The organism is Nesterenkonia sp. LB17 (assembly GCF_022565915.1).
Taxonomy (GTDB): Bacteria; Actinomycetota; Actinomycetes; order Actinomycetales; family Micrococcaceae; genus Nesterenkonia.
The window spans coordinates 55,385-77,056 of sequence record NZ_JAJOYX010000001.1 but is presented as its reverse complement, the minus strand read 5'-3'; the positions used below and the strand labels follow the sequence as shown (position 1 = coordinate 77,056).

At 68.1% G+C, this 21,672-nt stretch carries 20 protein-coding genes and 4 riboswitches; of the genes, 11 read left to right on the top strand and 9 right to left on the bottom strand.

Features of this window, described 5'->3' with window-relative positions; genetic code table 11:
* Window positions 1-18: 18 nt before the first annotated feature.
* On the bottom strand, window positions 19-597 hold the full coding sequence (dcd, locus tag LTH96_RS00350) for a dCTP deaminase (protein ID WP_241463632.1): 579 nt from the start codon (window positions 595-597) through the stop codon (window positions 19-21).
* Window positions 598-687: 90 nt separating this feature from the next.
* Here dcd and LTH96_RS00345 point away from each other — a divergent pair, with 90 nt between their 5' ends.
* From LTH96_RS00345 to LTH96_RS00315, 7 genes are all read left to right on the top strand, one after another.
* Entirely contained in the window at window positions 688-1,155 is a 468-nt protein-coding gene (locus LTH96_RS00345) for an SseB family protein (protein ID WP_241463631.1), read from the top strand.
* A 90-nt stretch (window positions 1,156-1,245) separates the two neighbouring features.
* A complete protein-coding gene (locus tag LTH96_RS00340; RefSeq protein ID WP_241463630.1) occupies window positions 1,246-2,208 on the top strand; it encodes an AEC family transporter in 963 nt (320 codons plus the stop codon).
* A gap of 104 nt (window positions 2,209-2,312) precedes the next feature.
* A complete protein-coding gene (locus LTH96_RS00335) occupies window positions 2,313-3,386 on the top strand; it encodes a hypothetical protein (RefSeq protein ID WP_241463629.1) in 1,074 nt (357 codons plus the stop codon).
* Window positions 3,387-3,409: 23 nt separating this feature from the next.
* Entirely contained in the window at window positions 3,410-5,977 is a 2,568-nt protein-coding gene (locus tag LTH96_RS00330; RefSeq protein ID WP_241463628.1) for an HAD-IC family P-type ATPase, read from the top strand.
* 46 nt (window positions 5,978-6,023) lie between these two features.
* Window positions 6,024-6,446: an aspartate 1-decarboxylase gene (panD, locus tag LTH96_RS00325; RefSeq protein WP_241463627.1), complete on the top strand. Its 423-nt coding sequence runs from the start codon at window positions 6,024-6,026 to the stop codon at window positions 6,444-6,446.
* A gap of 200 nt (window positions 6,447-6,646) precedes the next feature.
* Complete coding sequence (locus LTH96_RS00320; RefSeq protein ID WP_241463626.1) at window positions 6,647-7,177, top strand: hypothetical protein; 531 nt, start codon at window positions 6,647-6,649, stop codon at window positions 7,175-7,177.
* An 87-nt stretch (window positions 7,178-7,264) separates the two neighbouring features.
* Window positions 7,265-8,230: a hypothetical protein gene (locus tag LTH96_RS00315; protein WP_241463625.1), complete on the top strand. Its 966-nt coding sequence runs from the start codon at window positions 7,265-7,267 to the stop codon at window positions 8,228-8,230.
* Here LTH96_RS00315 and LTH96_RS00310 read toward each other — a convergent pair.
* From LTH96_RS00310 to LTH96_RS00285, 6 genes are all read right to left on the bottom strand, one after another.
* Window positions 8,164-9,579 carry an LLM class flavin-dependent oxidoreductase gene (locus LTH96_RS00310; RefSeq protein ID WP_241463624.1) on the bottom strand — a complete coding sequence of 472 codons (1,416 nt, stop codon included), beginning with the start codon at window positions 9,577-9,579 and terminating at the stop codon, window positions 8,164-8,166. The genes LTH96_RS00315 and LTH96_RS00310 overlap by 67 nt on opposite strands.
* Window positions 9,576-10,796, bottom strand: a complete 1,221-nt coding sequence (locus LTH96_RS00305; RefSeq protein WP_241463623.1) for an acyl-CoA dehydrogenase family protein — start codon at window positions 10,794-10,796, stop codon at window positions 9,576-9,578. Before LTH96_RS00305 ends, LTH96_RS00310 begins: the two co-directional genes overlap by 4 nt.
* Window positions 10,793-11,695, bottom strand: coding sequence for a MetQ/NlpA family ABC transporter substrate-binding protein (locus tag LTH96_RS00300; protein WP_241463622.1), 903 nt, complete (start codon window positions 11,693-11,695; stop codon window positions 10,793-10,795). Before LTH96_RS00300 ends, LTH96_RS00305 begins: the two co-directional genes overlap by 4 nt.
* Window positions 11,692-12,564 carry a MetQ/NlpA family ABC transporter substrate-binding protein gene (locus LTH96_RS00295; protein ID WP_241463621.1) on the bottom strand — a complete coding sequence of 291 codons (873 nt, stop codon included), beginning with the start codon at window positions 12,562-12,564 and terminating at the stop codon, window positions 11,692-11,694. The genes LTH96_RS00300 and LTH96_RS00295 overlap by 4 nt, the downstream gene beginning before the upstream one ends.
* 207 nt (window positions 12,565-12,771) lie before the next feature.
* Window positions 12,772-13,440: a methionine ABC transporter permease gene (locus LTH96_RS00290; RefSeq protein WP_241463620.1), complete on the bottom strand. Its 669-nt coding sequence runs from the start codon at window positions 13,438-13,440 to the stop codon at window positions 12,772-12,774.
* On the bottom strand, window positions 13,440-14,354 hold the full coding sequence (locus LTH96_RS00285) for a methionine ABC transporter ATP-binding protein (protein ID WP_241463619.1): 915 nt from the start codon (window positions 14,352-14,354) through the stop codon (window positions 13,440-13,442). The genes LTH96_RS00290 and LTH96_RS00285 overlap by 1 nt, the downstream gene beginning before the upstream one ends.
* A gap of 7 nt (window positions 14,355-14,361) precedes the next feature.
* Window positions 14,362-14,461: riboswitch (SAM riboswitch) on the bottom strand.
* A gap of 121 nt (window positions 14,462-14,582) precedes the next feature.
* Window positions 14,583-14,695: riboswitch (SAM riboswitch) on the top strand.
* A 9-nt stretch (window positions 14,696-14,704) separates the two neighbouring features.
* On the opposite strand from LTH96_RS00285, the gene LTH96_RS00280 reads away from it, so the two are divergent.
* The 3 genes from LTH96_RS00280 to LTH96_RS00270 all read left to right on the top strand — a co-directional run bounded on the left by LTH96_RS00280 (window position 14,705) and on the right by LTH96_RS00270 (window position 17,728).
* A complete protein-coding gene (locus tag LTH96_RS00280) occupies window positions 14,705-15,592 on the top strand; it encodes an ABC transporter ATP-binding protein (RefSeq protein WP_241463618.1) in 888 nt (295 codons plus the stop codon).
* 223 nt (window positions 15,593-15,815) lie between these two features.
* On the top strand, window positions 15,816-16,895 hold the full coding sequence (locus LTH96_RS00275) for an aliphatic sulfonate ABC transporter substrate-binding protein (protein ID WP_241463617.1): 1,080 nt from the start codon (window positions 15,816-15,818) through the stop codon (window positions 16,893-16,895).
* Complete coding sequence (locus LTH96_RS00270) at window positions 16,892-17,728, top strand: ABC transporter permease (protein WP_241463616.1); 837 nt, start codon at window positions 16,892-16,894, stop codon at window positions 17,726-17,728. The genes LTH96_RS00275 and LTH96_RS00270 overlap by 4 nt, the downstream gene beginning before the upstream one ends.
* A gap of 124 nt (window positions 17,729-17,852) precedes the next feature.
* On the opposite strand, the gene LTH96_RS00265 is transcribed toward LTH96_RS00270, so the two are convergent.
* Both LTH96_RS00265 and LTH96_RS00260 read right to left on the bottom strand, forming a co-directional pair.
* The gene (locus tag LTH96_RS00265) at window positions 17,853-19,256 is read right to left on the bottom strand and encodes an LLM class flavin-dependent oxidoreductase (protein WP_241463615.1); all 1,404 of its coding nucleotides are present in this window, start codon (window positions 19,254-19,256) and stop codon (window positions 17,853-17,855) included.
* Window positions 19,257-19,384: 128 nt separating this feature from the next.
* Window positions 19,385-20,674 carry an acyl-CoA dehydrogenase family protein gene (locus LTH96_RS00260; RefSeq protein ID WP_241463614.1) on the bottom strand — a complete coding sequence of 430 codons (1,290 nt, stop codon included), beginning with the start codon at window positions 20,672-20,674 and terminating at the stop codon, window positions 19,385-19,387.
* 5 nt (window positions 20,675-20,679) lie between these two features.
* Window positions 20,680-20,766: riboswitch (SAM riboswitch) on the bottom strand.
* Window positions 20,767-21,028: 262 nt separating this feature from the next.
* Window positions 21,029-21,115: riboswitch (SAM riboswitch) on the top strand.
* Between the two features lie 8 nt (window positions 21,116-21,123).
* Here LTH96_RS00260 and LTH96_RS00255 point away from each other — a divergent pair.
* Window positions 21,124-21,654, top strand: a complete 531-nt coding sequence (locus LTH96_RS00255) for a flavin reductase family protein (RefSeq protein ID WP_241463613.1) — start codon at window positions 21,124-21,126, stop codon at window positions 21,652-21,654.
* Window positions 21,655-21,672: the final 18 nt, after the last annotated feature.

Below are 21,672 nucleotides of genomic sequence, written 5' to 3'. Positions count from 1 at the left end.
AGCTGACCCGGCCTCGGGCTACCTGATGATCGTGCGGTGGAAGTTCGCGTGGCTGCGCGAGGCCGTGGGTCCGCGCTGGCCCTGATAGCGGGACTGATGCGCCCCGGTGCCGTAGCCGTGCTCGGCCGGAGAGCTCAGCCGGAAGAAGCAGAGCTGACCGATCTTCGACCCGGGCCACAGCTTGATCGGCAGCGTGGCCATGTTGGAGAGCTCCAGGGTGACCTGCCCGGAGAACCCGGGGTCGATGAACCCCGCGGTGGAGTGGGTCAGCAGTCCCAGCCGGCCCAGTGAGCTCTTGCCCTCCAGCCGGGCCGCGACGTCGTCGGGCAGGGTGACCGACTCATAGGTGGCGCCGAGCACGAACTCCCCGGGATGCAGGATGAAGGGCTCCTCGGGATCCACCTCCACCAGCCGGGTCAGATCCGGCTGGTCCGCCGCCGGGTCGATGTGGGCGTATTTGTGGTTGTCGAAGAGCCGGAACATGCGCTCCAGGCGCACATCCACGCTTGAGGGTTGGATCATCGAGGTGTCCAGCGGGTCCAGCCTGATCCGCTCGGCGTCGATCTCGGCTCGGATGTCTCGGTCAGATAGCAGCACTCGCCCAAAGTACCTCAGCACAGCACTTGCCGGAGACGAGCCGGGCCCGTTCGCATTGCATTCTGCGCGAGTCCGTGATCGCGTAGAGACATGACCGAGACTCCCAATACCCAGCCAGAGCAGACTCCCGCCACCGACGCAGCCGCCGAGCAGGTCGGCCCCGCCGCCACGCTCGAGCAGGTCCTGATCGAGGGCAAGGACGGCACCGCGCAGGCCGGCGAGATCATCCGGACCTTCCTGACCAGCAGCGTCTTCTTCCTCAGCCCCGAGGAGGTCAACGACGAGACCGGTTCGGTGAATCCGCTGACGCTGCAGGACAACGAGGGCAACCCGTTGATCGCGCTGTTCAGCACCAGCGGGAACATTCCCGATGACTACAAGGAGCACGCTCCGCATGCCGTGGAGGCCCCCGGGGTCGCCATCGTGCAGTCGATCACCGGCGCCGGCATCATGATCGACGCCGGCCAGGAGCATGGCTTCCAGATCTCCGCCGAGGGCGTGGAGCGGATCCGCACCGACTTCATCAGCCCTGCCGAGGACGCCGAAGCCCAGCAATGAGCTGACCTCCGCTGAGCGGCAGCGCTCGCACCGCCCCCGCCGGGGCTAGAGTGTTGAGCTGAATCTGCTGCAGGAGCCGGGAGGAGTGTCGTGGGCGCGGTCCTCTCCGGCTTCACCATCATCTGGCTGATCATCGCGGTCGGCTGGAGCATCGGCAGGTTCGGGGTGCTCGGCCCCGATGCGCGCGTGGTGATGAGCCGCGTCGCGTTCTTCGTGGCCTCCCCCTGCCTGCTCTTCGTCACCATCTCCGAATCCTCGCTGCGCGAGGTGCTCGGGCCGCAGTTCGCCATCGCGACCATCGGTGCTCTGATGACCCTGGTCGCGTTCATCCTGCTCGGCCGACTCCTGCTGCTCAAGGGCCGCGCCGGGTCTGATCTGATGATCGGCGGAATGAGCGGGTCGCTGGTCAACGGCGCCAACCTCGGCTTCCCGATCGCGGCCTATGTGCTCGGCGACGTCGCGCTCGCCGCGCCGATCATCATGTTCCAGCTGGCGATCTACACCCCGATCTACGTCACCGCACTGGACCTGCTGACCCGCGACGCGGGCACGACGCCGAAGGTCCGGCCCCGCCCCCGCATCGCGGTGCTGCGCAGCCTGGGGCAGTCGGCGGTGAACCCGATGATCATCGGCGCCGCTCTCGGCCTGCTCTTCTCCTGGCAGGGACTGAGCTTCCCCACCCCTGTGCAGGAGGCGATCGAGCTCCTCGCCGGCGCCTCGATCCCGCTGATGCTGCTGGCCTTCGGCCTCTCCCTGGTCGGCAGCCGGCCGCTGAGCAGGGCCTCCGCCCGGCGTCGTGACGTGTTCCTCGCCGCCGGCCTGAAGCTGATCCTGCACCCGGTGCTCGCCTGGCTGCTCGCGTCCTTCGTCTTCGGACTCGATGCGCATCAGGTGCTCGTCGCGGTGGTCATGGCGGCCCTGCCGACCGCGCAGAACGTGCTGGTCACTGCCGTGCGCTATCAGGCCGGGGAGGTCATCGCCCGCGACACGGTCCTGTTGACCACCATCGCGGCGATCCCCACCGTGGTGCTGGTCGCCGTGCTGCTGGGCTGATCAGCGCAGACCCGACCGATCACCGAACCGGCGACCGGGGCGGCCCCTGCGGGGCGGCAGCCGAGCGACGGGCGGAGGGTCAGGGCATTGCTACGCTGAACCCTATGTCGCAGGCCCCCCACTCCCCTCCGCCGCCCCCACCCGGGGCGCCCGGGCGCACCCGCTCCCGCCGCGGACTGCTGGTGGCGTGGGCGGCCGCGCTGGTCCTGGCGCTGGCGGCCGGCGGCGTCGCCATCTGGCAGGTCAGCGAGAGGATCTACACCCCGGGTCACACCGCGCAGGAGTACTGGGACTCGATCACCCGAGGCAGCGGATCCGAGGCGCTGGGATTCTTCGACCCCGCCGCGCTGGACGCGGCGGAGGGCGCCCCGATGGACAGCCTGCTGCTGGACGGAGACGCGCTTGCACGCAGCGCCGCAGGCATCGAGAACACCAGGTTCGAGGAAGACCCCGGGCAGCGGGGACGCGCGATGATGCAGTTCGACATCGAGGGTGAGAGCTTCGAGACCCAGCTGCCCATGGAATCCCAGCAGAACACGCTGGCCTTCTTCCCGGACTGGGAGCTCACGGCGGCGTCGATGAGCCAGCTGCAGATCGATGTGCCCGGCGCCGCGGCCGGCGGCATCGCGCAGATCACCGTGAACGGTGAGCCGGTGAACCTCGAAGACGACTCCGCGACGCTGCGGACCTATGTCCCGGCCGTGGTGGAGATCGCGGTGGACAGCGAATGGCTGGTCGGCGCCTCTCGCTACGTGGTGGTCCAGGACGCCGGGGAGGGGGACGACGACGGCCAGGCCCACCAGATCACGCTGGAGCTCCAGGCCTCCGAGGCCGCCCAGGACCTGCTCCAGGAAGAGGTCGGGGCCTATCTGGACGGCTGTGCCGATCAGCAGGTGCTGATGCCCGCCGGATGCCCCATGGGCATCAACACCCCCAACCAGGTGGTCACCGAGTCCATCAGCTGGCGGATGCCTGAGCCCGAGGGCCTCACGCTCGACTTCGCCGAGGAGGGCTGGGAGACCCCCGGTGCCGACATGTCGGCCACGGTCACCTTCGACTCGCGGCACTTCCACGATGGGGCGAGCCTTGAAGAGAGCCACCAGGTCGACTTCGCGCTCAGCATCGAGGTCGGTGCCAGCGGCGAGGAGCTGATCGTCGCGGTCTCCGGCTCCGATTGATCCGAACTGTAGACTCTGGCCCTGTGGCTGCCCAGAGGACTGCGATCCGCGACACCGCGGAGACAAGGTCTGCCGTGGACCCCAAGACGCTCGAAACCGCTGGTCTGAGCTCGGTGCAGGTGCTGGAGCGAAACCGGCTGGGACTGGCGAACGTCCAGCCGCGAACCACCTCGCGCTCGATCACCGACATTCTGCGCACCCACCTGATGACGCTGTTCAATCTCATCATCGGGCTCTGTGCACTGGCCATCATCCTGCTGGGACGCTGGCTGGACCTGCTCTTCGCGGTCGCAGCGGTGGCCAACGTCTTCATCGGGCTCTTCCAGGAGTACAGCGCCAAGCGCAAGCTTGATGCCATCGCGCTGCTGCACCAGGACGATGTGCGGGTGCTGCGGGACGGGATGCTCCTGCAGATCCACCGCGAACAGATCGTGCTCGACGACGTCGTCGAGCTGCGCCGCGGCGACGAGATCCCCGCCGACGGCGCGGTGCTCAGCGCCGAGGGGCTCGACGTGGACGAATCGATGCTCACCGGGGAGTCCGATGCCGTGGCCAAGCGCCGCGACGACCGGATCCTCTCCGGGACCGCCGTGGTGGCGGGATCCGGAAGATTCCGGGTGACTGCCGTGGGGGAACGGGCCCATGCGGTGAGGCTGGCCACCGAGGCGAAGCGATATCAGAAGATCAACTCGGAGCTGCGCCGCGCGATGGAGAAGATCGCCTTCTGGCTCTCCATGGTGCTGCTGCCCATCGTGGCGGTGGTGCTCAACGGCCAGATGCAGGCCTTCGGCGGCTGGAACACCGCCTGGGAGTCGGGCCAGTGGCGGGACGCGCTGGTCACCTCGGTGTCCTCGGTCACCGCGATGATCCCCCAGGGGCTGGCCCTGATGACGACCATCGCCTTCGCCGTGGCCGCCGTGAAGCTCTCCCGGGAGAACGTGCTGCTCCAGGAGCAGCCGGCCGTGGAGATCCTGGCCCGGGTGGATGTGGTCTGTCTGGACAAGACCGGCACGCTCACCGACGGCACCATCGCCTTCCACCGGGCCACCGCGCTGAGTCCGCGCGGGCTTCCCGCCCCGGCCCGCCGCGACCCGGGGTCCACCGCGCTGGAGGGGACCGCCGAGTGGGAGCAGGTGCTGGCCTTCTTCGGCGCCGATGAGGGCGCGAACGCCACCGCGGCGGCGCTGCGCGCACCCTACACGGCCCTGCCTCGGCACCGGGTGGCCAGTCAGGTCCAGTTCTCCTCGGCCAGGCGTTTCTCCGCCGTGAGCTTCGCCGCGGACGCCGGCGGTCTCGCCGGGCACTGGGTGCTGGGCGCCCCGGAGATCCTCCGCGGGGACTCCACCGACCCGCAGGTGCGCACGGAGCAGCTGCTGAACCGCACCGAGGAGCTCTCCAGCCGGGGACTGCGCACGATGCTGCTCGCCCACGCGCCCTTGGACGGCCCGATCATCGACGGCGACACCGGGCCGCTCGGCCGGGGGCAGCGACTGCCGCAGGGAATGGTCCCGGTGGCGCTGCTGACCTTCAAGGAGAACGTCCGTCCCGAGGCCCATGCCACGCTTCAGTATTTCCGTGAGCAGAACATCGCGCTGAAGGTGATCTCCGGCGACTCCCCCAAGACGGCCGCCGCGGTGGCCCGCGAGGTGGGCATGGTCATCGAAGGCGACGCCGTGGACGCCTCCGCGCTGCCAGAAGACCCCGTGGCGCTGCGCGAGACGTTGGAACACCATTCGGTGTTCGGCCGGGTCTCCCCCGAGCAGAAGCGCACCATGGTGGAGGCGCTGAAGTCTGCCGGACACGTCGTGGCGATGACCGGCGACGGAGTCAACGACGCCCTGGCCATGAAGAAGGCTGACCTGGGGATCGCCATGGGCGACGGCGCACCGGCCACCAAGGCGGTCTCTCGGATGGTGCTGCTCGACGGTCGCTTCGACCGGCTCCCCTCGGTGCTGGAACAGGGCCGCAAGGTCATCGCCAACACCGAGCGGGTGGCGCACCTGTTCCTGTCCAAGACCGCCTATGCGATCCTGCTCGGGCTGATCTACGGGCTGCTCTTCTGGGAGTTCCCGTTCCTTCCCCGTCAGTTCTCGACCGTGGACTTCCTCATGATCGGATTCCCGGCGTTCTTCCTCGCCCTGATGCCCAATCCGCGGCTCTACCGACCGGGGTTCCTCCGCCGCTCGATGCTCTTCTCCATCCCGACGGCGATCGCGATCGTGCTCGCAGTGGTCACGGTCAGCGCCTTCGGCCGTTACCTCGAAGCGCCCTCCGCGGCGATCCAGACCGCCACGACGCTGTGCCTGACCGCGGTGGGCCTCTGGGTGCTCAATGTGGCGCTGCGCCCGCTGACGTGGCCGCGGGTGGCCCTGATCGGGACCATGTACCTGCTCCTCGCCGCGGTGCTCCTGCTCCCCATATCTGTGCAGTACCACCTCTTCGTGATGCCCTCGACCGAGCTGCTGGTGGCGGCGATCGTCTCCAGCATCCTGGGCTGCGGGCTCGTCGAGGTCGGGAGCCGGGCCGTCACGGCGCTGACCACACGGCGGCCCGCGCCCGGGAATACCGGGCTCGGCTCGGACGCTGGATAATGGACCACGTCATGAGCACCCTTCCTTCGTCGAAAGCGAGCCGAGCATGCTGAGGACCGTCATGGGCGGCAAGATCCACCGCGCCACCGTGACCCACGCGGACCTGCACTACGTGGGGTCCATCACCGTGGACGCCGATCTGCTCGACGCGGCAGGGATCGTCGAGGGCGAGAAGGTCCAGGTGGTCGACATCACCAACGGTGCACGCCTGGAGACCTACACCATCGCTGGTCCGCGCGGATCGAGTGTCATCGGGATCAACGGCGCCGCCGCCCACCTGGTGGATCCAGGGGACCTGATCATCCTGATCAGCTACGTGATGCTGGACGCGCTCGAGCTCGCCTCCCACGAGCCGCAGGTGGTCCATGTGGACGGTGAGAACCGGATCGTGGCGCTCGGCCACGACCCGGCCGAGCCGGTGCCGGGCGCGACGGACCAGCTGGACCCGCGCACCGCGACGCTCGGCTGAGCCGCCGATCCGAGGCTCCGGTCTGAGCTCGAACAGGCGACCCCTGCGGCGCGAACCAGGGATGGAGCCGGGTGCTGAATCAGGGTGGAATCAGGGTCCATCAGGGGTCATGACCGTGACATCGGCGTGCAAAGCAGACTAAGTTCTAAAGGGACTCGTAAGACACGAGAGACTCATCCACCGTCAGAACGGAGTTGACCATGCGACTGTTCACACTGGGCGCCGGCGTAGCCATCGGCTACATCATCGGCAGCAAGCGCGGCAAGGCAGAATTCGAGCGGAGCCTCAACGCCGTGAAGAAGAACGCCGCGGAGACCTGGAAGGACCCCAAGGTCCAGGAGACCGTGACCAAGGCCGGAGAGACTGCCAAGCAGTACGTCTCCACCGTGGCCGACTCGGTCAAGAAGCACGCCAACGACGCCGCCACTCCGGTGGCCGACGTGGCGATCGACGCCGCCGCGCGCGCCGAAGACACCGTGAAGAAGGCCGGCAGCAGCGCCGAGAAGCTGGTCGATCAGGCCGCCGAGAAGGTCGAGAAGCAGGCCGACGCGGCGGATGAGAAGGCCCGCCAGTCCTCCGGCGGCACCGGCTCGTCCGACTCGTCCTCGAGCAGCAACACCGACTCGTCCTCGAGCAGCAACACCGACTCGTCCTCGAGCAGCAACACCGACTCGTCCTCGAGCAGCAACACCGACTCGTCCACCAAGCCCTCCGGGAGCAACGGACGCTGACTTCAGGCACTGACAAGCAGTGACGGCCGTGGGTGCTCGCCTCTGAGAATGGGGGCGGTCCCACGGCCAACCTATATCCTGAGACCTATGCCGACTGAGACATCCGCCGCCCGACTGATCGTCGAGACCCTCGGCACCCGAACACTGAACGAACACCCCGAGGCCCCGCGCCATGACCAGCTTCTGCGCCGAGCCCTGCGGCGCAGGCGGGTGACGCTGAAGCCTGTGGGCGAGCACAGCCAGGTCTTCGTCTTCGGCGGCGTGGTCGTCGGCGGGATGGACTCGGTGGTGACGACACTGGTGAGCGCCCACGCGCGCCGGATCACTGCGGATCCGCAGCTCCTGCGTCGGCACCTGCAGCTCCAAGAGGTGCCGCTGCCAGCGGAGCAGAACGATGCCGATCAGACTCACACAGATCAGGCTGACGCTGATCCGGACTCGGGTGACCAGCGCACAGGCGACCAGGGCGCCGCTGATCCTGGCACGACCGTCGTGCGCCCAGCGCCTTCCGCGATCCGCGCCTTCGTCGTCGGCGAGCGGGTCTGCGCCTCCCTGCTGCGACTGCCCGCCACGGTCCTCGGCGACGGCAGCTCAACATTGAGCCAGCTGATGCAGGCCGATGCCCAGGCGCGCAGTCGGCACGCGCTGCTCGCCGGCACCGCGGTGCCCGTCCCTGCCGACGGCTCGACCCCCGCTGCGCAGGACCAGCTGCGCAGCCGGGGCCTTGATCCCGACGACGTGCCCGCACGAGGTGTCCCCGTGCAGCTGCAGGACTCGCTGGAGATCTCGGCGGGCGGGCTGACCATCGATGTGACCACGGTGCTGCCCGATGCTCTGCACGAGCTTGCGGTGGAGGCGGTCATGGCGGTGCCGGGACTCTTCGCGGCCGCGGTCGATCTGCAGGTTCCGGACCTCGAGTCGGCCGAGGGCGCCGTCGTCCTGGCGGTGCTGCCGGATGCCGATATCAGCCGCGCCCACCTGCCCGCCTACGGAGAGCCGAGAGACGTCGCCGGCGCGATCGCCGACGAGATCCTGCTGCGCGCCTCACGCTGAGAAGCCCGGCGCGCGGGATGATCCGCGCGCAGGTGCGGCCCATCTTCGAACAGCGCCTCGCGCAGCGTCACCGGGGTCTCGGGGCGCTGGGGCAGCAGACCTCGTCGGCGCAGCTCCGGAGTCACGAAGGTCTCGAAGCGTTCAAAGTCCGCGGGCCGCACTGCGGCCGAGATGTTGAACCCATCCACCCCGGAGAGCTCCTTGAACCGGACCAGCTCATCGACGACCTGCACCGGGTCTCCCACGATCAGCGGCCCGCGCCCACCGATGGAGATGAACTCCGCGACATCTCGCACCGTCCAGTGCTTGGACGGGTCCTTGGTGAACATCGCCAGCGCCGACTGATTGGCCTCGGTCTGCACATCGGCGACGACGTCGTCCTCGCGCAGATCCGAGAGATCCACCCCGGTCCACCCGCCGAAGAGCGTCAGTGCCGAGGCGGTGTCCACATACTCGCGGTATTCGGCGAGCCGCGCCTGTGCCAGCTCCTCGGTCTCGGCCACGATGATCGTGGCCATGGCGAAGAACCGCACGGATTCGGGATCACGCCCGGCCTCCAACAGTGCCCTGCCGGTCTCGGAGACCTGAACAGCCAGCCGCTGCGGGGACGAGCTGACCACGAAGATCGCCTCGCCATGGTCCACCGCGAACTTCTGTCCCCGCGCGGAGGACCCCGCCTGGAAGAGCAGCGGGGTGCGCTGCGGTCCTGGGTGGGTGAGCATCTCCCCGGGCACGGTGAACCACTCTCCCTGGTGGTCGATCGGGTGGACCTTCTCCGGATCCACGAAGACCCCGGTGGACTTGTCCGCGAGGACCGCGCCGTCTTCGAAGGAGTGCTCGAAGAGCTTGTACATCACTTCGAGGTACTCGTCTGCGCGGTCGTAGCGCTCGTCATGCGGGATCTGTGTGGCAAGTCCGAGATTGCGCGCCGCGGAGTCCTGATAGCTGGTGACGATGTTCCACGCGATCCTGCCCCGAGTGAGGTGATCCAGGGTGGCGAAGCGCCGAGCGAGGGCGTACGGAGCCTCATAGGTCACCGAGGCGGTCAGCCCGAATCCCAGGTGTGTGGTGGCCGCGGCGAGCGCCGGCACGATGACCTGCGGGTCCAGCAGCGGGAACTGCACTCCACCGCGGGCAGCTGCCTCGGCGGTGCCGCCGTAGACGTCATAGACCCCGGGGATGTCAGCCAGGAACAAGGATGAGAAGCCTGCCCGCTCCACGGTGCGGGCCAGCTCGGTCCAGTACTCGAGCGTGTCGAACTCTGCGATCCGCGACTCTGGGTGGCGCCACAGGCCCGGCGACTGATGCACCGGGACCAGCATGTCGAAGGCGTTGAAATGGATGGTCATGGTTTCTCCTTGGCCTCGCCGATCGCGTTGAGCCCCTGGGGCAGGGTGCCGTTGATCTCATGGTCGCCCAGTGAGCGGGCGCGAAAGACGACCGGGTTGTGGGTGGCGATGGTCTGCGCATTGCGCCAATGCCTGTCCAGCGCCTTGGTGCGCAGCGTGGCGGAGGCGCCCACGGTCTGGAACAGCTCCGAGGTCACCGCCAGGACCAGCTCCGGCACACTGATCTGGGCCTTCTCCACGGCGATCTCCGCATCATGGATCTGAACCGGTGGTTCGCCATGGAACTCGGGGCCGCCGGTGCCGGCCTGCAGGCCCGCTGCCAGTGCCCGGTCCAGGGTGCGGGCCGCCTGCAGCACGGCGGCCTCGGCCACGAAGGCCTTAGAGGACATCTTCCCGACCACCTGCTGGATCAGCGGATCCTGGCTGAAGGCCTGCCCGGCGGTGGAGGTGTTGAAGGTGCGGGTGCGCCGGGCCAGTGTGGACGTGGCATCTGCCAGGGCCGCCTTGGCGATTCCTGCTTGGACGGCGAGCAGGTAGAGCTGGAAGAACGCCGCCTCGTGGACGGATTCGTGATCGCCCGGGCTGCGTCCGAGCACCGCGAGGTCCTCCACCGCCACGGAGTCCAGCCGCGTGGTGCCGGTGCCGGTGAGCTTCTGCCCGAAGCCGTCCCAGTCATCGAGCAGGGTCACCCCGGCGGCGTCTGTGGGCACCACAGCGAAGCGTCGCCCCTCCCCTTCCTGGGCCTGAGAAGCTGAGACGCGGGTGTAGGTCGAGAAGATCGTGCCGGTGGAGTAGCACTTCTCGCCCGTGAGCAGCGCCGCGCCATGCTCGTCGCGGTCCAATCGGGTGTTCAGGCTGCCCAACGCGTTGCCGCCCTTCTCCGTGGAGGCATTGCCCACCGTGCCGCCCTTGAGCACCCGGGCGTACCAGAGCTCGCGCACCGGCGCAGGTTGGAAGCGCAGCGACTCGACGAACCCGAAATGCCCGCGGTAGAGGTGGGCGATGTTGGAATCTGCCTCGGCGAGCGCGATCACCTCGGCGATGAGCCCCTCGATGCTGAGCTCCTCGCCGCCGAACTCGGTCGGCACGCGCAGCGCGCCGAAGCCGACGTCGTCGAGCCAGCCGACCTGCTCGAAGGGCAGGATCCGCTCCAGCTCACGCTGTACGGCGCCTTCTCGGATGCGGGTCAGGAGCTCTTCAGGGATGGTGCGGCTCATGCGTCGTTCACCTGTTTCCATGCGGCGTCGATGTCTCGGTCGAAGGCGGGGTTGAGCAGACCGTCGAGGTACTCGCCGTACCACTCACGCACCTCCGCGGAGTGGTAGGCGGCCTTGAGCGCCTCGAAGCGCTCGGGCTGTTCCTCGCGGAAGCCCGGGCGCGCGCAGACCGCGAGCGCGAAGGGCAGCGCCTCCTCGGCTGATTCCATGATCAGCACCTCGTCGGGGAGCACATCGATCTCGGCCAGCAGCCGGGCGAAGCCGAAGACGGCGTCGACATCCGCGTAGATCTGCCCCACCGACTGCTGGTCCACCTCGATGAACTGCAGGTCCTTGGGGTTGGCGGTGATGTCCCGGACGCTCAGCGCGGCGACAGGCTTGGACTCATCGATCTCGATCAGACCTCCGCGGGCGAGCAGCCGGATCCCGCGCCCGTTGTTCGCGGTGTCCACCGGCAGCGCGATCTGGGCGCCGTCCGGGAGCTCCTCCAGCGAGTCGTGCTGCGCGGAGTAGATCCCCGAGGGCTGCTCGAACATGAAGAAGATCGGCTCGATGTCGAGGTCGTTGTCCGCGTTGAACTGGCGCAGATAGCTGATGTTCTGGAAGAAGTTGACGTCGTATTCGCCGTTGCTCACCGCGTGGTTGGGTTGGATGATGTCGGTGACGTAGGTGGCGTTGAACTCCCAGCCATCGGCCTCCAGGATGCGCTGGGCGATGCGGGTCGGCTCCTGGAAGGGGGCGTTCTCGGTGACCACCAGGCGCAGGCTGCGGTCGGCGCCGGCCCCGCCGGCGAGGCCGCATCCCGAGGTGAGGCTCCCGACGCCGAGCAGAGCGGCCATGCCCAGTGAACCGCTCAATACTCGACGCCGGGAGAGCGTGGGGGCGCTGGATGTGCTCATGCGCTGAAGTCCGCCCAGATCTCTTCGGCGTTGTCGATAGTGATGAAGTCCTCGAAGTCGATGACCCCGCCCTGGTACTCCTCGAACCACTGTTCGACCTCTTCGGACTGGAAGGCGTCCTGAAGCGCCTGGGCCTGTTCATCGGTGACCCCGTCCGGTCCGACGGCGACCACGCAGGTGAACGGGGTGCGCACCTCTTCGCGTCCGTCCTCGATGCTGAGCGTGGTCTCCTCGAGGTCCAGGTCGGCCTCGGCGATCAGCCGGACGAAGGCGAAGCCGGCGTCGACGTCGGGCAGCACCTGCGCAGCTGACTGCTGGTCGGTCTCCACGAACTTGAAGTCCCGGGGGTTCTCCGTGATGTCGTTCTGGGTCAGTTCGATGATCGAGACGGACTCGTCGATCTCGATCAGGCCCTCATCGGCGAGCAGCTGCAGCGCCCGGCCGTTGTTCGAGGGATCCACCGGCAGGTTGATCTCGGCCCCGTCGGGCAGCTCCTCGAGGGAGTCGTATTCCAGTGAGAACAGCCCGGCGGGGGCGTAGTACACCGAGAACAGCGGCTCGACCTGCGTGTCGTTGGACTGGTTGAAGTTGTTCAGATAGGCCAGGTGCTGGAAGTAGTTGCCCTCGAACTCGCCCTGGTTGACCACCTGGTTGGGCTGGACGATATCGGTCATATAGGTGATGTCCAGCTCGTAGCCCTGCTCCGCGAGCAGCTCGGCGGCGATCTCGGCGGGCTCCTGGAAGGGCGCGGATTCGGTGACCACGATGCTGATGGTGGAATCATCCTCCACCAGCCCGCAGCCGGTCAGGCTCAGGGCTGCGGCGGAGAGGACTGCGCCGGTGAGGATCGCGGGGCGTAGAGCGTTCATGGGTTTGGGCTGCTTTCTATGGCTGGGCGACATGTGCCCAGAGGGTGTGCGGGAATGACCAGGGCGCGACGTCGGACGCCAGCCCTGGCAGCGGAGCGAGGTGATGCGGGGTGGTGTTGCCGTTCCGCGGATGCGCGGGTCAGGCGAAGATCCTGCTCAGACGGTGATCTCGGTCAGGCGAGGATCTCGGTCATGCGGTGATCGCGGTCAGGCGGTGACGCGCCGGTCCGAGGCCCGGGCGAGCCGGGTGCCGGCGAACTGCACCAGAGTCACCAGCAGCACCATCAGTACGATGGCGGCGATCATGGTGGGGGTCTCATAGCGGTAGTAGCCGTAGCGGATCGCCAGGTCACCGATGCCCCCGCCGCCGACCAGCCCTGACATCGCCGAATAGGAGATGAAGCTGACCGTGGTGATGGTGATGGAGCCGATCAGTCCGGGCTTGGCGTCGACGAGCAGCACGTTGCGGATGATCTGCCCGCGCGTGGCGCCCATCGCCCGGGACGCCTCCACCGCACCGGAGCCCAGCTGGGTGATGTTCTGCTCCACCAGACGGGCGAAGTAGGGGATGGCGTTGATCGTCAGCGGGACGATCACCGCGGCGGTGCCCACCGAGGTGCCGACCACGAACCGGGTGAACGGGATGATGGCGATGAGCAGGATCAGGAACGGGAAGGACCGGATCATGTTCACCACCCCGGAGACGATCGCATGAGACCGTGGCCGCGGCGCCAGTCCGTCGGGAGCGTGGACGAAGAGCCAGATCCCCAGCGGGGTGCCCAGCAGGACCGCCACCGGGATGGCGACCCCGATCATCGCGAAGGTCTCCAGCATGGCCTGGTTGATCTCGGGAAGCCGCTCGATGACGAGGTCCATCAGCGCACACCCCCTGCCGAGCCGGCCAGGGCGGCGTGCTCTGACCGGCGCGTCTGACCCTGATCCTGAGACTCCGCGTGCTGCGGGGAGCGTCGCGTGGACTGACCCGACTTCTGCTCGCCGGACTCCGACCCATGCGCGGCCGGGCCGCTGCGGTCCAGCCGTATCCCATCGCTGAGCAGGTACTTTCCGATCGAGGTCCGCGGATTGAACCCTTCTCGGCGGAGCTCGCTCGCCGGGAACTCCTCGACGACCCGCCCATCCTCCATCACCGCGACGTTGTCGGCGAGAGCCTTGATGACTTCCATCTCGTGGGTCACGATCACCACGGTGATGCCGAATTCACGGTTCACATCCGCGAGGTACTGCAGCACGGTGGCAGTGGTGAAGGGGTCCAGCGCAGAGGTCGGCTCATCGCAGAGCAGCACCTCAGGCTTGGTCGCCAGTGCCCGAGCGATCGCCACGCGCTGCTTCTGACCACCCGAGAGCTGAGCCGGATACACGGAGGCCTTGTCGGTGATGTCCACGATCTCCAGCGCCTCGGCCGCCCGCCGCAGACGTTCACGGCGGTCCTTGACCCCGGCGAACTTCAGCGACAGCTCGACGTTCTGGGCGACGCTGAGGTTGTTGACCAGGTTGAATCCCTGGAAGATCATGCCGATCTGGTGCCGGGCCCGGCGCAGCGCCGCATCGTCCAAGCCGGTCAGCTCGGTGCCGGCGACGCTGACCTGGCCCGAGGTGGGGCGCTCGAGCAGATTGATGTTGCGCAGCAGCGTGGACTTGCCGGCGCCGGAGAACCCGATGATGCCTTGGATGCTGCCGCGCGGCACCTCGAGGCTGACGTCATCGACCGCGGTCAGCGGCTCGTGGCCGCGGGCGGCAAAGGTCGTCGAGACATGGGACAGGGAAATCAAGGGGCATACTCCATCGGTCCTGGCGTTAGCACCCGGCGGAGGCCGTGAAGCCCTCCGGGTTGCTGCGACGTCTTCGAGCCAGATCTCTCGGTCGCTCTGGATGGTTGAGTGCCTTCACTGTAATGGTGAACGTGGGCAGAAAGTCAAGTCGCGATATGTGTTGCGTTTTGTCTCATTTGCTGAACGCGACATTGATCGGATTCCCCGCCTGGGCGTAGTCTGATCCGCGTACCATCCCGAGCGGCCGAGAGATCTGGCTCGTCGACGCCGCAGCAACCCAGGGAGGGGCACCTTTGCAAGGGTGTCTTTTCGCCGGGTGCTACCGCCAGGATCGATGGGAGTATCCTCTGATGATTTCGCCTGCCTCCACCCTGACCGACTACACCGCAACAACCGCTGCCGGCCCTGCCGTGCCCTCAGACGCCACCTCCGTGGCTGCCGCCAAGCCTGACAGCCGGCAGCAGTACACGTCACTCGATGTCCAGCTCTCCGGCGTCGGCCGCGCCTTCGGATCGCGCACCGTGCTGCGCGACGTCAGCCTGCAGATCGCTCCCGGTGAGGTGCTCGCGATCCTGGGTTCCTCCGGCTGCGGCAAGTCCACGCTGCTGCGCGCCGTCGGTGGTCTCGACACCGGCAGCACCGGCGAGATCCTGATCAACGGTTCCCCGGTGCAGCGCTACGACGAGCGCACCGCGGTCGGATTCCAGGAGCCGCGCCTGCTGCCCTGGCGCTCGATCCACAAGAACGTCAGCCTGGGGCTGCCGCGCAGCCTGTCCAAGGCCGAGGGGCGTGAACGCGTGGACGAGCTCCTGGAGCTGGTCGGTCTGCACGACCGCGCGTCGTTGCGACCCCGGGAGATCTCCGGAGGCATGGCGCAGCGCGCGTCGCTGGCCCGGGCACTGGCTCGCCGCCCCGGCGTGCTGCTGCTCGACGAGCCCTTCGGCGCCCTGGACGCGCTCACCCGGCTGAAGATGCAGGACCTGCTGCTGGATCTGCATGCGCAGACCGGCACCACGGTGCTGCTCGTCACCCACGACGTGGATGAGGCGCTGCAGCTGGCAGACCGCGTGCTGCTCCTCGGGCAGGACCCGGCGGACCCCGATCCCGCCGAAGGTGCCACGATCGCCCGACTGCTGAGCGTGCCCGGGCGACGTCCGCGAGATCGCGCCTCCGCGGAGCTTGCCGCTCTGCGCGGGGAGCTCTTCTCCGGCCTCGGCGTCGACTCGCACAGCCACTGACTCGTCCCGGCAGCTGATCCGGCCGACTCCGCTCGTCCTGACCTGACCAGCGGGGCTCCGCCGACGCGGTCCCCGCACTGCCGGATCACCACCTCCGGGGCCCATTCACTGCCTGACCCCACATGCCGAACATGCCAGGAGCCTTCTGCCGCTCCTGCCTGACACGCACGACCATGAACCTCGAACACGATGTCCATCCTTGAAGAACCGAAAGGCCCTCCCCATGCCCAGCACCTCCGCTTCCCGCTCCCCGCGCTCCCGCCGCACCTCCGTCAAAGCTGTCTCCGCAGCCGCCGCCGTCGCGCTGCTCGCCACCGCCTGCGGCGGTGATGGCGGCGAGGACGAGCAGCTGGAGACGCTGAACATCGACTTCGCCACGTACAACCCGCTGAGCCTGATCATCCTGGAGAACGGCTGGCTGGAGGAAGAGCTCGAAGAGCTCGACGTCGACGTGCAGTGGGTGCAGTCCCAGGGCTCGAACCGCGCGAACGAGAACCTGCGCGCGGGCAACATCCACGTGGGCTCCACCGCCGGCTCCGCCGCGCTGCTGAACCGCGCCGTCGGCGCCGACACCCACACGATCATGATCGAGAACCAGCCCGAGTGGTCCGCTCTGGTCACCCAGGAAGGCTCCGACATCGAATCCGTGGAGGATCTCGAGGGAGCTTCCATCGCCGCCACCCTGGCCACCGACCCCTACTTCTTCATGGCGCGCGCGCTGCAGGAGGCCGGGCTGAGCGTGGACGACGTCGAGGTCCAGGCGCTGCAGCACGCCGACGGCCGCCAGGCGCTGGAGAACGGCGACGTCGACGCCTGGGCCGGACTGGATCCGATCATGGCCGGCGCCGAGGCCGAGGGCGCGGAGCTGCTCTACCGCAACGTGGACTTCAACACCTACTCGGTCATCAACGCCACCGGGGACTTCGTGGAGAACCACCCCGATGTGGCCCAGATCGTGGTCAACGTCTACGAGCAGGCCCGCGAATGGGCCAACGAGAACCCCGAGGGAACGGCGGAGATCCTCGCCGAGTACGCCGGGATCGAGCCGGAGATCGCCGAGGCGGTCATCACCGAGCGCACCAACTTCGAGGTGGACCCGGTGCCCGGCGATGACGTCTACGCCGCCATGGAGGCCGCCGGACCGTTCTTCGTGGAGAACGGCGACGTCGACAGCCAGGACGCGGTGGATGAGGCGCTCGAGTCCCTCTTCTACACCGAGTTCGCCGAGAACCGCGAGGCCACCGACGCCGAGGGCACCGAGAACGCCGCAGACGAGGCTGACATCGAGGAGGTCGAAGAGTGACAGACACCGCACTCAGCTCCACGGCGGCACAGCCCGCCGATGGGGCCGCGCGCTCCCCTGAGCGGCGCACCCGGCGCGGGCTGCCCGGCGGCGGGCTGTTGATCGGCGCCGTCGTCCCTGTGCTGCTGCTGACACTGTGGTGGGTGGTCACCGAGGTCACCGGCACCTTCACCGCGGTCCAGCTGCCTCCCCCGCAGGCGGTCCTCACCGCTGGGATCGGGCTCTTCGAGTCCGGCGACCTCTTCGAGCACATGGGAATCTCGCTGCAGCGCGTGCTGATCGGCTTCGCCATCGGCGCCGGGCTCGGCCTGGCGCTGGGTTCGCTGCTCGGGCTGTCCGGACTCGCGGACAAGCTGCTGAACCCCACGGTGGGAGCCTTCCGCGCCGTGCCGTCGCTGGCCTGGGTGCCGCTGCTGCTGCTCTGGGTGGGGATCGGCGAGGACTCCAAGGTCATCCTGATCGCCATCGGCGCGTTCTTCCCGGTGTTCACCGCGATCCACTCCGCGCTGCGGCATGTGGACGCGCAGCTGGTCGAAGCCGGCCGCGCCTTCGGGTTCCACGGCCTCCGGCTGCTGGGCACCGTCCAGCTGCCCGCCGTGGTGCCCAGCGTCTTCTCCGGACTCCGGCTCGGCCTGGCGCAGGCCTGGCTCTTCCTGGTGGCCGCAGAGCTGCTCGCGGCCGCCGAGGGACTGGGCTTCCTGCTCACCGAGTCGCAGAACAACGGTCGCACCGATCGGCTGCTGCTGGCGATCGTGCTGCTGGCGCTGCTGGGCAAGCTCACCGACACCCTGCTCGGGGTGCTCGAGCGCAAGGCGCTCAAGACCTGGGCCTAGCCGCTCCCCCAGTTCGGGGTTCTGCCGGGGCTTCCGCATCACGCCGGCCAGATCATCGGCCAGGTGTCATGCGGAGGCCCCGGTCCTCTGTGTTGCGGGACGCTGAGTTTTCCTGCCGGCGGGATCAGCTCCTGCGGCGGAGCTGGAACTGCGCCCCGTGGTGCTCCGCGGGCAGGTGGTCGCCGGCGCCGAAGAGCTTGTTGCGCAATGTGCCCGGGGCGTACTCGGTCTTGTAGCGGCCGAGCTTCTGCAGCTCGGGCACCACGTGTTCGACCACGTCCACGAAGGTGCCAGGGGTGATGTGATAGGCCAGGTTGAAGCCGTCCACATCGGTCTCCTCCTGCCATTCGATCAGCTGCTGCGCCGCCGTCGGGCCGCCACCGATGATGACCGGGCCGAAGCCGCCGACACCGACCCATTCGGCCAGCTGCCGGACGGTCCAGACCTCATCCTCCCGACCGGAGGCCTTCTGGAAGGTCTCCACGGTGGACTGGATGGCGTTGGACTTCACGTCGCCGATGGGCTGGTCGAGATCGAACTGGCTCAGGTCGATGCCCATCCAGCCCGACATCAGCACCAGTCCGCCCTCGGCGTCGATGTACTGGGCCAGGTCGTCGTACTTGGCCTGCGCGGCGGCGTCGTCCGGTCCGGTGACGATGGTCTGCATCGCGAAGATCCGCACCGAGTAGGGGTCCCGTCCCGCCTCGGCCACCGACTGGCGGATCTTGGCCACCGAGGCCTTGGCGAGCTCCTTGGTGGGCGGATTGATGAACACCGCCTCGGCGTGCTTGCCGGCGAAGGCCCGGCCGCGGGCGGAGGCCCCGGCCTGGTAGATCACCGGGGTGCGCTGCGGGGAGGGCTCCACCACGCCGATCCCGGGGGTCTTGAAGAACTCGCCGTGGTGCTCGATCCGGTGCACCTTCGCCGGATCGGTGAATACCCCGGAGGCCTTGTCGGCGAGGACGGCGTCGTCCTCCCAGGATCCTTCGAGCAGCTTGTAGACGACGTCGAGGTACTCATCGGCATGGTCGTAGCGGCGATCGTGCTCCATCTGATCGTCCTGGCCCATGTTCTGCGCGGCCGAGGGCAGGTACCCGGTGACCACGTTCCAGCCCACCCGGCCGCCGGTGAGGTGGTCCAGGGTGCCCAGCCGTCGGGAGAACGGGTAGGGGTGCTCGTAGGCGGTGCCGGCGGTGATGCCGAAGCCCAGGTTCTTGGTGACCGCGGCCATCGCCGAGACCAGCAGGAACGGGTCCTGCAGCGGGATCTGCGCCCCGGAGCGCAGCGCGGCCTCCGGATTCGAGCCGAAGACGTCATAGGGGCCCAGCACATCGGCGATGAACAGTCCGTCGAAGAGGCCTCGCTCGAGGATCTGCGCGACCTCGGTCCAGTACCCGAGCGTGTTGTATTCCCGTGCGCGGTCCTCCGGGTGCCGCCACAGTCCCGGGGACTGGTGCACCACGCAGTTCATGTCGAAGGCGTTGAACAGGATCTCGCGCTTGCCGGACTCGGTGGTCGGGTAGGTCATGTGCAGCTCTCCTTGAGGTTCGACTCAGTGGTTGGCATCGATGTCTGCGCGTCGAGGCTGCGCATAAGGTGCAGCATCGGAGCTCGGTCGGGTGGGGCCGGTTCTCAGGCGTTCTTCGCGGCGTTCTTCTACGCGCCGATCGGGGTCGCTGGCGGGCTGGCCACCGCAGACTGACTCGCGGTGTCCGGCTCGCCGACGCTCCACAGCCGGACCGGCTCGGTGCCGTTGACCCGGTGGTCCCCGGCGATCCGGGCCTTATAGACCCAGGGGTTGTGGCTGGTGACAGTGCGCGCGTTGCGCCAGTGCCGGTCCAGGCTGCGGGACTGGCTCACCCCGGAGGCACCGAGGACGTCGAAGATCCGGGTGACCGCCTCCAGCACGGGGCGGTGCAGCGCCACCTGCGCGCGGCCAGTGGCGAGCTCCACGGCGTTGGCTGCCTCGATCTGGGCATCCTGGGTGCTGCTTCGTGCGGCGAAGGCGGCATCGAGGCTGGCGGCGGTGGCGAGGACCTGCGCACGCGCCAGCGCCGCCACGGCATCCACCTCTCCGACGGCCTGGAGCAGCTGCGGATCGGTGCGTGGGGTGCGGGTGTTGGCGTGGGAGAAGGTCCTCGAGCGCTCATGCAGCAGCGTTGCGGCGTCCCGTGCCGCGGCCTCGACGACGCCGGCGAGCACGATCAGCAGGAAGTGCTGGTAGAGCGCAGTCTGGTACGGGAAGCGATCGGTCAGTCCGCGCAGCTCCGACTCCTCCACCACGGCGTCGGTCAGCCGCGCGGTGCCGGAGCCGGTGGTGCGCTGTCCAAAGCCGTCCCAGTCGTCGTCGATCTGCACTCCGGGCTGGTCCCGGCGCACCAGCACGGCGAGCTCATTGCCCGCGGCGTCCCGGGCGGTGACGTCGAGCCAGTCCGCGAAGATCGCACCGGTGGTGTAGTACTTCACCCCTGTGACCCTGGGCCCGTCGTCGGTCTCGCTGACCACGGTGCCGGACTGGTGGAAGCCGCCCTTGCCCGGTTCGGTCCAGGCGTTGCCGACCAGCTCCCCTGCGGCCAACCTGGCGAGCCAGCGCTGCACGACGCGCCGGGCATCGGGCCCGGCGTCAGGCGCGGAGTCAGGGGCGGGGTCAGTTCGGGCGTCGCAGCGCCACAGCAGATCCTCCTGGACCGCGAAGTGGCCGCGCAGCACCTGCGGGATGTTGCTGTCCTGGGCGGCGAGCTCCAGGAGGACCTCGGTGGTCTGCACCCAGTCCAAGCCGTATCCACCAGCCGGCTCCGGCACGCGAAGCCGTCCGATGCCACCTGCCACGAGGTCCGTGACCTCATCGCGGGCGAGCTCACGGCTGCGCTCTCGGTCGAGCGCGGAGAGGCCGACACGCTCAATGGCGTCGCGCAGATTCTGGGGCACAGGCAGCTGAATGTTCATTCTTTCCTCCATCGATTCTGGCGGTAGCACCCGGCATGTCCGGGTTGCTGCGACGTCTTCGGGCCAGATCCCTCGGTCGCTCTGGATGGTGATGACGCTAAATATAGAGGGTGTGGGGGCTCATTCGTCAAGTTCGGACGACGGCGGAAGCCAGACTCCGACTGACGGGCCAGCGCCGAGCCGGGCGAACCATATCCATGAACGTCGTCCACCCTGACCTCCGTTGTGACCAGGTGTGTTCATCCAGCAGATCAAGGACACGTTCGGTGGTGACACCAGCGCCGAATGTCATATGGCGTCTCACAGTGCGAACGATTCTTGCTGGTCGGCGAGACGACGCGTAGCGTTGAGGTGTCACCATCCCGAGCGGCTGAGAGATCTGGCTCAGAGACGCCGCAGCAACCCGGATTCGCCGGGTGCTAACGCCAGGACCGATGGAGTTGATCTGCATGTCTGTTCCTGCTCGCACCCTTGAGAACCCCACCGCCGCGTCCCGTGTGGACTCCTTTGCGCTGCGCCACGCCCTGGCACAGTTTCCGCAGGGCGTCGTCGCCGTCGGCGCGGAGGTCGATGGGACACCTGAGGCGATCATCGCATCCACCTTCACGGTGGGCGTCTCGCTGGAGCCACCCCTGGTCACCCTGGCGGTGCAGCACGATTCCTCCACCTGGCCGAAGCTTGAGCGCAGCGGCGGCGAACTGGGCATCTCGGTGCTCGGCCGCGATCAGAACGGGCTGTGCAGGCAGATCGCGTCCAAGGACCGCGCCAACCGATTCACCGGGGTGGACTACCAGCTCCACGGCTCGGCGCTGCTGCTCGATGGGGTCCCGATGTGGCTGCGCACCCGGATCTACGACCGGGTCCGCGCCGGGGACCACGACATCATCGTGCTGGAGATCCTGGACCTGGGCTTCACCGAGGGCGCTCCTGGGCTGGTCTTCCACCAGCACGAGTTCAAGACCCTGACCACCCTGAGCTGACCCGAAGGACCCTTGTTG